Raw genomic sequence first — 11,662 nt, 5'->3', positions numbered from 1 at the left:
TTGACACTGTAATGTAAAGTGTTAATCCTTTTTCGTTTAACAAACAATGCGGCATAACACTTAGTTACCTAACAACTTTTTCTTTTGCGCGTTAAACTCGTCCTGCGTAAGCGCACCGGCATCTAATAGTTTTTTTAGTTTAAGTAACTCGTCTGCTACGCTCGAAGCTGGTACTGTAGCCGTGCTGGTTGTATTAGCACATGGTGTAACTTCGCAGGCTGCAATAGCCTCCTCTATCCAAACATCAAAATTTATTAAGCCATTGCCTTTAACTACCAGAATTATTTTATTGCCATTGTCGGTTAACCTGCTGCCGGTTTTAATCTTTTTTATAACAGCATTGCTGTGTGCAAAGTCTTTACGGGCACTTAAATCGTTACCATTGCGGCGCGGCGGAAAAAATGCCGGTTGGCTGGCCAGTATATATTTAAAATTCCCATCGGGCATAGACCCCAACGCTACTTTCACGGTATCGCCAATACGGTAAGTTTTACCGTTAGAAGCTTTATATTCATTTTGGGCGAAACCGAAAAACGGTAACAAACAAAACACAGAAACAATTATATTTTTCATTTTTATAGCACCGATTAAACAGCTAAAGATAGATATTTATCACTATTAGTCGTCAATTGCATTTTTTCGCCACGCTAAACTAAAGGTGATTAATCGAAAGCTATATTAAAATAGTTATTTATTGTTAAAAATTTGGATTTTTTAAATAATGTTGCGTAAATTCACTAAAAACATAGTTACTATGAAAAACCTAAAACCCTTAATGCTTTTGTTGGCTATGCCGACAATGCAGATTTCGTTTGCGCAGAATACATCGCGTTTAAAGTTTTCTAATTCTTATCCCGAAAAAAACGAAAAAATCAGCTTTACTTACGATGTAACACCGGATTTAGCTAAGGTTAGCGGAAAACTTGAAGGTACCGCGTGGTTTATTGAGGATACCGGCTACCCATCTACCCCAATAACCATCGAAGGCGACGGAAAAACTTTTAAAGGTGAATTTAACGTATCGCCGGGTGCCCGTGCTTTTTTTATAAAAATCAACAAAGGAACAACCGTTGATAATAACGATGGAAAAGGATTTACTTCGCTTGTATATAAAGATCAAAAACCTTTAGAAGGCGCGTACGCCAGCAACGCTTTTATTTTAGGAAGTGGTATTGGTACAAGTTATGCCAAAATTACAAGAAGCGCTGATGATGCTGTTTTGCTCTTCAAAAAAGAGTTTGAAATATTTCCTCAAAGTGAAAAAAAATATGCCAATAACTATTATGCTTATTTGGCAGCTAATCCGGCAAATGCCAGCCTTGTAAACAGAAGAATATCAGAATTGAAAAGCAGTTCGGATGAGAATGATTTGGCGTTTGCCATGAATCTTATGAGGACTATGGGCCAAACATCTGGCATTGATTCGCTAACTAAGGTGATTAAAATAAAATTCCCTATGGGTAGGGTGGCTATTGGAGATGACGTTACGCCTATAAGCAAAGAAAAAGATCCGGTAAAAAAAGACTCCCTTTTTAAAGCCTTTCTTGTAAAATATAAGGATGCTCCCGCCAATTTGAAAGAACCTACTATAGCTACTATGCTTAGTGTTTACTTAAAAAATGGCGACACTAAAAGCTTCGACAGATATTCAGCCATGATAACGAATAAGGATATGTTGTCAAGTGTGCTTAACAACGCAGCTTGGAACTGGGCCGTGGCAGGCGAAAGATTAGCGGAAGCAGAAAAACTTTCTAAACAGACTGTAGATATAGCATTATCAAAAGCCGGATTGATCTCGCTTACCGAATTGACAAAGGCAAACGGCGGATCCTTTTCTATGTATGGTGATACTTATGCTTACATTCTATGGAAAGAAGGAAAATTTGACGAGGCCGTAAAATATCAGGCAGTGGTGTACGATTTGGGCAATGATAATACCGAAATAGTTGAACACTATGTTCAAATGTTAAATTCTGCTAAAGACTATACAAAAGCGCTTGCGATAGCAGAAAAGAACATAAGAGCAGGCAAAACAACAGCGATAATTGAGGATGAATTTAAAACGGCTTATCAAAAAGTAAAAGGCGATATGACCGGTTTTGACATTTATTGGGCTGATGTGCAAAAATCGAATAATGAGAAAAAAGAGCAGGCAAAAAAAGCGTTTGAAGCACAACAAAAAGACGTTTTAGCTAACGCAAATTCTGCGACCAATTTACAGCAGCTTGCTACAGTTAAAAAAGACCTGAGCAACAAAATGATCAAAGAATCCGCTCCCCTTTTTACATTAAAAGATTTGAGCGGAAAAACGGTTTCACTGGCAAGCTTTAAAGGCAAAACAGTGATAATTGACTTTTGGGCAACCTGGTGCGGGCCGTGCATAATGTCTTTCCCGGGCATGCAGATAGCCCAAAACAAGTATAAAAATAATCCTGACGTTGTTTTCCTTTTTATTGATACCTGGGAAACCGGCAGCAATTATTTGCCGGGAGTGAAGAAATTTATTTCTGAAAAAGGCTATTCCTTCCATGTATTGGTTGACGAAACAGGTTCTGATAAGCGGCAATCAAAAGTGATTAGCACCTATAAAGTGGAGGGCATTCCCACCAAATTTATTATTGATAAAAACGGTGATATCCGCTTTAAATATGTTGGCTACACCGGATCAACAGAAGGCGTGGTAAACGAAGTAACGGCCATGATAGAGCTATTGGATGACCCTATCGCTAAAACAAAAATATCGGCACCGAGCACTTCAAATTCTGGTGTTGCTGCACCTCAGCCGCCTTCGGTGAATAAATAAAAACACTTTAAACAAAAAGCCCGATTTAGTCGGGCTTTTTGTTTAACATCTTATTGCATTCTCAATTGCTATGAGATATCAATAATAAATTACCCTACCATCTTTTTCCACCGCGCCCGGCTATAAGATAGGCAATTGACCCTAAAAACGGTGCCAACAATACAACAGCCAACCACAATAGCCTGGTTGTATTGTCTTTAAAGGATGATCTCATTATATCAACTATGCAGTAGATGGCAAGTATTGCGTATAATATCCCGAATATTGAACTGCCGAAACCAAATCCTAAAAAAGTAAATTATTCATGCAAAGTTTTTAAACTAAGATACCGTTAAGCGCAGCATATTACAGCATATTTGCATAATTATTGTTACGTGCATTTAATGAAGATCTTTCAGCAACATATACAGCTTGGCCAGCGCAGGCGTGGTTTCCATTTAATTACCTCCGAAGTAATTCACGCCTTACCGCAGATAAGCGAAATAAAAAGCGGTATTTGCCAGGTATTTATTCAACATACATCGGCATCGCTTACCATCAATGAAAATGCCGATCCAACTGTACGTAAGGATTTTGAAATGTATTTCAGCAAAACCGTCCCTGAAAATGACCCGGAGTATCTGCATGACGATGAAGGCCCGGATGATATGCCTGCCCACATTAAGGCGTCTATGCTGGGGGCGTCGGTTACAATACCTGTTCGCAATGGCAGGTTGGCGTTGGGTATATGGCAGGGCATTTATTTATGTGAGCATCGTAACTACGGCGGGCAGCGTAGTTTGATGATTACGGCTTGGGGAGTGTAAATTTCTTTTTGTTGCTTACTATTAACTTTTAATACTTAAAATATCGCCAATTGCATATTCTACCTCATTAAATTGAAACTGGTAGCCTGCATCTTTCAGTCGCTTTGATATTACCCATCTACTTTTTAGTATCAATTCCATTTCGCTCCCAATAATGGCCAAGCCTATTTGTAACAGCCACGCAGGCGCAGGTAATCCAAATGGTATCCCCCATGCTTTTCGTAAGGCGCTCATAAAATCTTTATTTTTTACGGGTTGTGGGGCAGTGCAGTTCACAGCTCCGGTTATGTCATCGTGAGTCAGCAAAAATTCGGTACAAGCTACTGCATCTTGTTCGTGTACCCAGGATATATATTGCTCACCACTACCCTGCCTACCTCCCATACCTAATTTAACCAGGTTAAGCAACCGTGGGAAAGCTCCATCAGCGCCGCCCAACACAATACCCATGCGTAATGCTATCTTGCGTGTGTGCGGCGTATAAGTATCAAAAAAAGTTTTTTCCCAGCTTTTACAAACGTCGATGGAAAAGCCGTAGCCAATTTCACCGGTTTCTTCATTCTGTGGGCGGTCCTCTGCGTGACGGTAAATGGTGGCAGAACTCATGTTGATCCAAAGTTTTGGTGGGTTAGCCAACTTAGCTATAACTTTGCCTAGCAAAGCAGTAGGCAATAATCTTGAGGTGAATATTTCCGCCTTGTTTTTTTTAGTATAACGGCAATTCACATTCTTCCCGCACAAATTAATCAGCAACTCTGCGCCTTCCAGTTCGTTGACCCAAGCGCCTTCTGTTTTCCCGTCCCATACCAGTGTTCGTATGTTGTCTTTGCTATTTTTAGCCTGTCTGCTTAAAATAATTACTTCGTCAGCAAGGTCTTTATAATGATCAGCAAAAACCCCACCCATGTAACCGTTACCGCCTGCTAAAATTATTCTCTTGTATCTCATGATGTTTAGGTTTAGCCAAGTATAATTAATAAAACAATAATGCGATAAAGCGCCCAGCTAATGGTTAACCACCAGCCTATTTGTAATAGTCTACTTCTGCGGATATGTTCTAAAAACATCAGACCTACAACAGTTATAAAATAAGCTAAAAATATTATCGGGTGATTTCCAATAAACGGAGCTGCTATCAACATTAAACATAGTAGCAATGCGCCCGCGAAAGATATGGTCATCATGTTGCCTAAATAATCCCATCGTTTGTGCTTCGCTACAAAACTTACCACAATCCCCTGAAAGATGATTTGACCACTGCAGATGAAGTACTCCCGTAAGCTTCCTCCAACCGGCACCACATCAGCCAATAGCGCTGCGTATTTTGTCAATATAACTGATGTTGTAAACCAGGTTAATATCAAATATGCTATACGATAATGGAGTTTTAAAGCAGGTTGCAAACCATAACGCAGGCCGGTTGGTGGAACGATGACCCTGCGGTTATAGGATAAAAACGCATACAATTTGTTTAACACCCACATCACGGTTTGGAAAGTAAGTATTCTGCCCAATAGTGGATATTGCGCTGCATATAGCCTTAGTATACTTTCTGCGCCATAGCTCACCTCTCCTGTTTCTAAATTTACCAATGCTATCTGATCGGCCGCTCGCTGCCTGTCAACCATCGGACAGGTCTGAGCGTCAAGTTCATGTTGATAGGCCTTACGTCCATCGCTGTCTATTAATCCACTTTTTACAACAGCTTTGCTGTAAGCATTGCAAATGGGGCATTCAGCATCAAATAGTAAAAGGTGTTTGGCTAAAGTTTTCATTTTCATTAAAATTAAAGTTTCAGAAATATTTGAAAATTAATTACAAATTTTTTTATTTAAATATTTTTAGGATAGAACCCCAAAACCAGTTCTCTTCTGCTTTAATCATGGTCTCTAAAGTTTTATCAACGTTTTTGGCCAGTTTATTAATGTCAGTAATAGATTTATTAAACGTTTTAAAATGCTCATCTTTCTTATCACCCTCCACTTTGCTCAACTCATCTAATACCTTTAGCACCGGATCCAGCTCTCTCTTACGGCGTTCCTTAGCTACCTGGCGGGCTATGTTCCAAGTATCTTTATCAGCAAAAAAATACTCCTTACGTTCGCCAGCGCGATGCTTTTTTTCAACCAAGCCCCATCCTATCAGATCTCGTAGCGTCATGTTAGCATTACCGCGAGAGATCTGTAATTGCTCCATTATTTCTTCGGTAGTCAATTCGCCCGGCGTTATCAATAGTAAGGCATGTACCTGCGCCATAGTACGGTTTATGCCCCACTCTGTGCCCAGCTTACCCCATGCTTCTATAAACTTTAACCTTGCGTCCTGCAATTCCATAAACAAATGTAAAAACTATTTTTAAACTTTCAAAACTTATTGAAAGTTTATTTACAAACTGATCGCCATGAACTATATAATCCACCTTATCCCATAAAAAACTTTTCCCTATACCCCGTCGGCGTCATCCCTACAGATTTACGGAAAACCTTTCTGAACGCCTTAGGGTCGCTGTAACCCGAGTTAAGCATCACCTCCGTCATCTGTTGGTTAGTTTGTACTAAGAGTTTTTTTGCCGCTTCAATTCTGGTTTTTTGCAGATACTCAATTGGCGTAATGCCGGTTATTTGCTTAAACCTTCGTAAAATATTACGACGGCTTCCGGGTATTTCCTTAATAAGGTCCTCAATAGTGCCGTTATGATGAAACCCCTCCTCTATGCGTTGCTGGGCCATGGCTACCAACTGATCGTTATGTTGTTGCGCCGGGTAAAAAGTACTGAAGTACGTTTGTTGCTCGCGGTCCATATCAATCGAAAATAATTTAGCAGCACGTACTGCTATTTCTTTACCACAATATTTTTGCAGCAGATGAAGCATTAAATGAAAACTTGATGTTGAGCCGCCGCTGGTGTAAAGCCCGCCCTCACCGGTAACCACTTTGTCGGGCTGCAGGTTTACTGCCGGAAAACTGTCTGTAAAAGCTTGGCAGGCATCAACATGCGTAGTAGCCGGCCTGCCATTAAGTAAGCCGGTAGCTCCAAGCAGGAAAGCACCTGTACAAACACAGGCAATTTCTGATCCACCGCTAAATTGCTGCTGCAGCCATGGGATGAATGGTTTATTATCCAAAACAGCTGCACGAATATTATCAGACCGGAACGCCGGAACAAAAATAATATCCTGTTGGGGTGCTCCATCAAGGGCAAGCAATGGATAGTTGTTAAACTCGGCATACGCAGCGTCTTTCTCAGCACAGAATAGATTTATGTTGAAAAAAGGTTCGCTGCCCTCCTCCCTGTAGAAGCGATTAACACTATCAAACATATCCAATATTGCGGCCACGCTCAACAATCTGTAGTTGTGCGTAAGTAAAATACCTAAGTTTTTCATATTAATAGTACTGTGGGTAGCAAGATAAAAAAAATGTCTCAAATGCCCCCTACAATTGACTTTTACACCCATTTGTTTAAACCAAAATACCAACTATTTTAGCATTATTATAAAGCACAATACTTAACCAATATTAAACAACACAACAATGGCAGCAATTAATCCTTATTTGAACTTTTTAGGTAACACCGAAGAAGCTTTCAATTTTTACAAGTCAGTTTTTGGCGGCGAGTTTGAAATGGTAATGCGTTTCAGAGACACTGAGCACGGTGCAAATGTATCCGATGAAGACAAAGACAAGATCATGCACATTGCCTTACCAATATGGGGCAATATGCTGATGGGCACAGACTGCCTTACTTCTATGGGGCAAAAATTAACCTTTGGTGATAATTTCGCTATCTCCATATCGCCGGATAGTATGGAAGAAACGGAAGCTCTTTTTAAAGGACTGTCTGATAGTGCTAACGTTATTGTGCCTTTAAAGAAAGAGTTTTGGGGCGACTATTTCGGAATGCTGATAGATAAATTCGGCATACAGTGGATGGTAAATTACAAAGAAGCTCAGCAATAATCATATGGCAGCACCTCTATTTGGGGGTGCTGCATTAATCACCTACCTATGAATATTTCGCAAGATCTTACACAAACCAAAGCCGCTTTATTGAATGCTATTTCGGCAATTGACGAGCAAAAATTCAATACAGTACCTTTCGAGGGAAGTTGGACAGCGGGTCAGGTATCAGAACATGTATCAAAAGCTGTTGGTGCAGATTTGCTATATGCCGATACCAAACCAACAGACAGACAGCCTGACGAGAAAGTAAAAGCAATTTCAGACATGTTTCTGAATTTTGAGATTAAAATGAAATCTCCCGATTTTATTGTACCGGAAGATAAAGCTTACGACAAGGATGTTTTGCTAAATGGACTCGAAACGACCTTTGATAGGCTGATAGTCGCAGCAGAAACTTTGGGTCTGAACGAAGTAGTTACAGTGTTTGAAGTACCTGGCTTCGGCCCATTTACCCGACTGGAATTCTTGTGGTTTTTTAATGTACATGCAATCCGCCACACCCGCCAATTAAAAAATATTGATGTAGCGTTGGCGAAAGTTTAAACGTTTAATAATAGTATATTATGATAGTTGAAGTTTTCAAAACGAATGTAGCGGAAGTTGAACTGTCTGAACTATTAATTAGGCAACTTGAAGACCATTTTCCTGATAGCCTTATCAATTTTGATATGGAAGATTGTGACAAGATATTGCGTGTAGAAGCATTCACGGTTGTTCCCGAAAAAATTATACATATTTTGAATTCAAATGGCTATTCTTGTGAAGTACTCACTTAGTTTATAGCCGCTTACATGCCATGACTTTCAGAAAATTTTTATCTGCTATAAAACTCTCACTTAGCGGCCAGGAACAGGACTACACAGAGGGAAGTATCCGCAAAGCGGTGTTTCTGCTGGCTATACCGATGATATTGGAACTTAGCCTGGAAAGCGTATTTGCGCTGGTAGACATATTTTTTGTGAGCAAATTAGGTCCAAACGCAATTGCCAGCGTTGGTTTAACAGAATCTGTTATTACCATAGTTTACTCCATTGCAATTGGTTTAAGTGTAGCGGCAACGGCAGTTGTGGCAAGGCGGGTTGGCGAGAGAAACCCTAAAGCTGCGGGACATGCAGGCGCACAGGCTGTATTGGTGGCAATTGTGCTATCTGTCGCATTAACCATTGCCGGGACTATTTTTGCGCCACATGTTTTAAAGCTAATGGGTGCCAGCCAGGAAGTAGTTGCCGAAGGGTCTATTTTTACCCGTATTATGTTTGGCGGAAGCGTGGTAATCATGTTGATATTTCTTATTAACGGAATCTATCGTGGCGCGGGCAATGCCGCTATGGCCATGAAAAGTCTTTGGATAGCCAGTGCTGTAAATATTATCCTTTGCCCTATCCTGATCCACTTTTTTGGTCTAAAGGGTGCGGCAATAGCAACCGTTACAGGTCGTTCATCGGGTGTCTTATACCAGTGCTACCATTTATACAAAGGCAATGGCATTATTAAGTTTAGCATGGCTGATTTTGGTTTTGATACCGCAGTTGTAAAATCAATTATAAAAATAGCGTGGCCGGCTACCCTACAGTTTATTATAGCAAGTGGCAGTTGGATTGCTGTAACGCGTTTGGTTGCCGAAACTGATGGTACCAACGCCTCTGCAGGCTATCAATTGGCTATGCGCAATGTAATATTCTTTATTTTACCCGCATGGGGATTAAGCAATGCAGCGGCTACATTGGTGGGCCAAAACCTGGGTGCCAGAAAGTTTGACCGCGCCGAACAAAGCGTAAACATTGCCGCAAAATACAATGCTATTTTTATGGGCTTTGTAATGCTGTTGTTTCTTTTATTTTCTGATTGGATAATTAAATTCTTTACGAACGAACCGGAAGTTATAAAGTATGGATCGTTAGCCTTAAAGATAATGGGCTCCGGCTATATATTTTATGGTTTGGGGATGGTGATGAGCCAGGCATTAAACGGAGCCGGCGACACCCAAACGCCCACCTGGATCAACTTTGTTTGCTTTTGGCTGATACAGATAACGTTGGCTTACGTTCTGGCGAATAGCTTTAACCTGCGCTCAACAGGAGCTTTCCTATCAATGCCAATAGCAGAAACCCTGCTTGCACTTGCCGCATGGTATTACTTTAGAAAAGGGAAATGGAAAGAAGTTAAGGTATAGATAGTTCATTGTCATCCTACGTTTCCATAGGATGACAATGTGTTAAAACTTCTAAAACCTGGGCTCCATAAAGTGATAACCGTAAACATCGGCAACAGCTTTATAAGTAACAGAACCTTCAAAAGTATTTAAGCCTTTTAGTAGTGCGGCGTTATCTGCAAAAGCTTTTTTGTAGCCCTTACCTGCTATTTGCAGCGCATAAAACAACGTTGCATTTGTTAAAGCAATGGTTGAAGTATAAGGAACTGCGCCTGGCATATTGCCAACGGAGTAATGCAGCACTTTGTTTTTTATATAAACCGGGTCATCGTGTGTGGTTACATGGTCGGCTGTTTCAAATATACCGCCCTGATCTATAGCCACATCCACAATAACCGAACCCGGCTCCATAGAAGCTACCATTGCCTGCGTAACTAATTTAGGCGATTTAGCACCGGGTATTAATACAGCACCAATAACCAGGTCAGAACATTTAACAATTTGAGCAATGGTGCTTGAATTAGATGCCAGGGTTGATACCTGGTAACCAAAAATATCATCCAATTGACGCAGGCGATCAAGGTTGGTATCAAGTATTGTTACTTCGGCACCTAAGCCTATAGCAATTTTTGCCGCATTGGTGCCTGCAACACCCCCGCCTATAATAGCAACTTTAGCCCTGCGCACACCGGGTACACCACTAAGCAGCACACCTTTGCCACCATTTGGTTTTTCCAGATATGATGCGCCAACCTGAACGGCCATGCGGCCGGCAACCTCACTCATAGGCGTTAACAAAGGCAGGGTTCCGTTTGGTAGTTGAATGGTTTCGTAAGCTATAGCGGTAACCTTTTTGTCTAAAAGTGCTTTGGTAAGTTTTGGTTCAGCGGCAAGATGCAGGTAGGTAAATAATATTAGATCTTGACGGAAATACTTAAATTCGCTTTCTATAGGTTCTTTTACCTTCATCACCATATTGTTGGCCCACGCTTCTGCGGCGGTATCAACCAATTTTGCGCCAGCCTGTTCGTATGCGGCATCAATAAAACCAGACCCTTCGCCGGCGCTTTTTTCAATGCTAACCTGATGGCCAGCGGCAACTAATGCCACAACCCCAGCGGGTGTAACTGCAACTCTGTTCTCGTTATTCTTAATTTCTTTTGGTACGCCGATAGTCATGATCAATTAATTAAATGTGTTTGCATAAATTAAATAACCGATATCGGCGGTTGTTAGCCGTCCAATAATATTATCGCAGGGTAGTAACATGCGTTTTTAGATAATAAGTCAGTTAATTAATGCAGCAAAAATAAAACTAATTTCCATCAAAATAGTTTTAAATGTCGTTTAACATCAGGTCATTTGTTAACATAATAATAATATTAAATTCACTTTATATTAACCTATTTTTGCGCTGTACTTCAACCACTTATTTGAATTAACATCCCTATGAAAAAAAACGAAGCGGCAGCCATTGCAAAAAAGGCCCGAAAAACATTTAAAAAAGACCTTACTGATAAAATAGCAACCCAATTAAAAGCTGCAGTAGGCGAAATAGGAACCGATCTGAAAAAAACCAGCAAGGCAATTGAAAAGGCCGCTAAAAACCTTGCTAAGAAAATATCAAAACAAGCGGTTAGCAAAAAAAGTGCATCTACTGAAACCAAGGTTAAGGTAAAACCCGTTGCTAAAACTTCAGCAGCTAAAACGGTACCCGTTGCAGAACAAGCGGCCTCTCCCTCAAAAACTAAAGCTACTGTTGCAAAAAAAGCCGCTGCCAAGCCGGAATAGTAAAGTTTTACCACCAAAGCTTTAAGGAATACCCGCTGTGTTGTAAAAATTTATATTTTTATCAATGGGGGATTAATTCATTCAAAAAAGTGTTCGTATTTAGCATAAAATAAGCGTACGAATATTATATTTGTTAATCCCCCGTAA

Annotated in this window: 14 protein-coding genes; 7 read left to right on the top strand and 7 right to left on the bottom strand. The window is 40.4% G+C overall.

The features are described 5' to 3' along the window. Positions 1-60 precede the first annotated feature (60 nt). Positions 61-573 (bottom strand): SHOCT domain-containing protein, encoded by a 513-nt coding sequence (locus ACVW2L_RS06645; RefSeq protein WP_457127179.1) that lies wholly within the window; start codon positions 571-573, stop codon positions 61-63. 181 nt (positions 574-754) lie between these two features. Here ACVW2L_RS06645 and ACVW2L_RS06640 point away from each other — a divergent pair, with 181 nt between their 5' ends. Beyond that, positions 755-2,803: a redoxin family protein gene (locus ACVW2L_RS06640; protein WP_457127178.1), complete on the top strand. Its 2,049-nt coding sequence runs from the start codon at positions 755-757 to the stop codon at positions 2,801-2,803. Between the two features lie 94 nt (positions 2,804-2,897). Here the strand turns inward: ACVW2L_RS06640 and ACVW2L_RS06635 are convergent, their stop codons facing one another. Continuing rightward, complete coding sequence (locus ACVW2L_RS06635; protein WP_457130182.1) at positions 2,898-3,038, bottom strand: PLDc N-terminal domain-containing protein; 141 nt, start codon at positions 3,036-3,038, stop codon at positions 2,898-2,900. Positions 3,039-3,186: 148 nt separating this feature from the next. Between ACVW2L_RS06635 and ACVW2L_RS06630 the strand changes: the two genes are divergently transcribed. Then, a complete protein-coding gene (locus ACVW2L_RS06630) occupies positions 3,187-3,609 on the top strand; it encodes a secondary thiamine-phosphate synthase enzyme YjbQ (protein WP_457127177.1) in 423 nt (140 codons plus the stop codon). 21 nt (positions 3,610-3,630) lie between these two features. On the opposite strand, the gene ACVW2L_RS06625 is transcribed toward ACVW2L_RS06630, so the two are convergent. From ACVW2L_RS06625 to ACVW2L_RS06610, 4 genes are all read right to left on the bottom strand, one after another. Further along, a complete protein-coding gene (locus tag ACVW2L_RS06625) occupies positions 3,631-4,557 on the bottom strand; it encodes a TIGR01777 family oxidoreductase (protein ID WP_457127176.1) in 927 nt (308 codons plus the stop codon). A gap of 11 nt (positions 4,558-4,568) precedes the next feature. Beyond that, complete coding sequence (locus ACVW2L_RS06620; RefSeq protein WP_457127175.1) at positions 4,569-5,384, bottom strand: DCC1-like thiol-disulfide oxidoreductase family protein; 816 nt, start codon at positions 5,382-5,384, stop codon at positions 4,569-4,571. A gap of 52 nt (positions 5,385-5,436) precedes the next feature. After that, positions 5,437-5,943 (bottom strand): GbsR/MarR family transcriptional regulator, encoded by a 507-nt coding sequence (locus ACVW2L_RS06615; protein ID WP_457127174.1) that lies wholly within the window; start codon positions 5,941-5,943, stop codon positions 5,437-5,439. Positions 5,944-6,029: 86 nt separating this feature from the next. Continuing rightward, the gene (locus ACVW2L_RS06610) at positions 6,030-6,995 is read right to left on the bottom strand and encodes a GlxA family transcriptional regulator (protein WP_457127173.1); all 966 of its coding nucleotides are present in this window, start codon (positions 6,993-6,995) and stop codon (positions 6,030-6,032) included. A gap of 148 nt (positions 6,996-7,143) precedes the next feature. Here ACVW2L_RS06610 and ACVW2L_RS06605 point away from each other — a divergent pair, with 148 nt between their 5' ends. The 4 genes from ACVW2L_RS06605 to ACVW2L_RS06590 are packed head-to-tail and all read left to right on the top strand — an operon-like array spanning position 7,144 to position 9,745. After that, positions 7,144-7,569 (top strand): VOC family protein, encoded by a 426-nt coding sequence (locus tag ACVW2L_RS06605; protein ID WP_457127172.1) that lies wholly within the window; start codon positions 7,144-7,146, stop codon positions 7,567-7,569. Positions 7,570-7,617: 48 nt separating this feature from the next. Then, on the top strand, positions 7,618-8,115 hold the full coding sequence (locus ACVW2L_RS06600; protein WP_457127171.1) for a DinB family protein: 498 nt from the start codon (positions 7,618-7,620) through the stop codon (positions 8,113-8,115). 20 nt (positions 8,116-8,135) lie between these two features. Beyond that, positions 8,136-8,348 carry a hypothetical protein gene (locus ACVW2L_RS06595; RefSeq protein WP_457127170.1) on the top strand — a complete coding sequence of 71 codons (213 nt, stop codon included), beginning with the start codon at positions 8,136-8,138 and terminating at the stop codon, positions 8,346-8,348. 20 nt (positions 8,349-8,368) lie between these two features. Beyond that, complete coding sequence (locus tag ACVW2L_RS06590) at positions 8,369-9,745, top strand: MATE family efflux transporter (protein ID WP_457127169.1); 1,377 nt, start codon at positions 8,369-8,371, stop codon at positions 9,743-9,745. Between the two features lie 51 nt (positions 9,746-9,796). Here ACVW2L_RS06590 and ald read toward each other — a convergent pair whose 3' ends face one another. Then, positions 9,797-10,903, bottom strand: a complete 1,107-nt coding sequence (gene ald / locus ACVW2L_RS06585) for an alanine dehydrogenase (protein ID WP_457127168.1) — start codon at positions 10,901-10,903, stop codon at positions 9,797-9,799. Positions 10,904-11,173: 270 nt separating this feature from the next. Here ald and ACVW2L_RS06580 point away from each other — a divergent pair, with 270 nt between their 5' ends. Further along, positions 11,174-11,515, top strand: a complete 342-nt coding sequence (locus tag ACVW2L_RS06580; protein WP_457127167.1) for a hypothetical protein — start codon at positions 11,174-11,176, stop codon at positions 11,513-11,515. Positions 11,516-11,662 lie beyond the last annotated feature (147 nt).

Source organism: Mucilaginibacter sp. HD30 (assembly GCF_054061755.1).
This window is presented reverse-complemented; position numbering and strand designations above follow the sequence as displayed.

Bases quoted from the DNA above. Each gene is read 5' to 3' on its own strand.
- ACVW2L_RS06645 (WP_457127179.1), bottom strand. From the start codon at position 573: ATGAAAAATATAATTGTTTCTGTGTTTTGTTTGTTACCGTTTTTCGGT.
- ACVW2L_RS06640 (WP_457127178.1), top strand. From the start codon at position 755: ATGAAAAACCTAAAACCCTTAATGCTTTTGTTGGCTATGCCGACAATG.
- ACVW2L_RS06630 (WP_457127177.1), top strand. From the start codon at position 3,187: ATGAAGATCTTTCAGCAACATATACAGCTTGGCCAGCGCAGGCGTGGT.
- ACVW2L_RS06625 (WP_457127176.1), bottom strand. From the start codon at position 4,557: ATGAGATACAAGAGAATAATTTTAGCAGGCGGTAACGGTTACATGGGT.
- ACVW2L_RS06620 (WP_457127175.1), bottom strand. From the start codon at position 5,384: ATGAAAACTTTAGCCAAACACCTTTTACTATTTGATGCTGAATGCCCC.
- ACVW2L_RS06615 (WP_457127174.1), bottom strand. From the start codon at position 5,943: ATGGAATTGCAGGACGCAAGGTTAAAGTTTATAGAAGCATGGGGTAAG.
- ACVW2L_RS06610 (WP_457127173.1), bottom strand. From the start codon at position 6,995: ATGAAAAACTTAGGTATTTTACTTACGCACAACTACAGATTGTTGAGC.
- ACVW2L_RS06605 (WP_457127172.1), top strand. From the start codon at position 7,144: ATGGCAGCAATTAATCCTTATTTGAACTTTTTAGGTAACACCGAAGAA.
- ACVW2L_RS06600 (WP_457127171.1), top strand. From the start codon at position 7,618: ATGAATATTTCGCAAGATCTTACACAAACCAAAGCCGCTTTATTGAAT.
- ACVW2L_RS06595 (WP_457127170.1), top strand. From the start codon at position 8,136: ATGATAGTTGAAGTTTTCAAAACGAATGTAGCGGAAGTTGAACTGTCT.
- ACVW2L_RS06590 (WP_457127169.1), top strand. From the start codon at position 8,369: ATGACTTTCAGAAAATTTTTATCTGCTATAAAACTCTCACTTAGCGGC.
- ald (WP_457127168.1), bottom strand. From the start codon at position 10,903: ATGACTATCGGCGTACCAAAAGAAATTAAGAATAACGAGAACAGAGTT.
- ACVW2L_RS06580 (WP_457127167.1), top strand. From the start codon at position 11,174: ATGAAAAAAAACGAAGCGGCAGCCATTGCAAAAAAGGCCCGAAAAACA.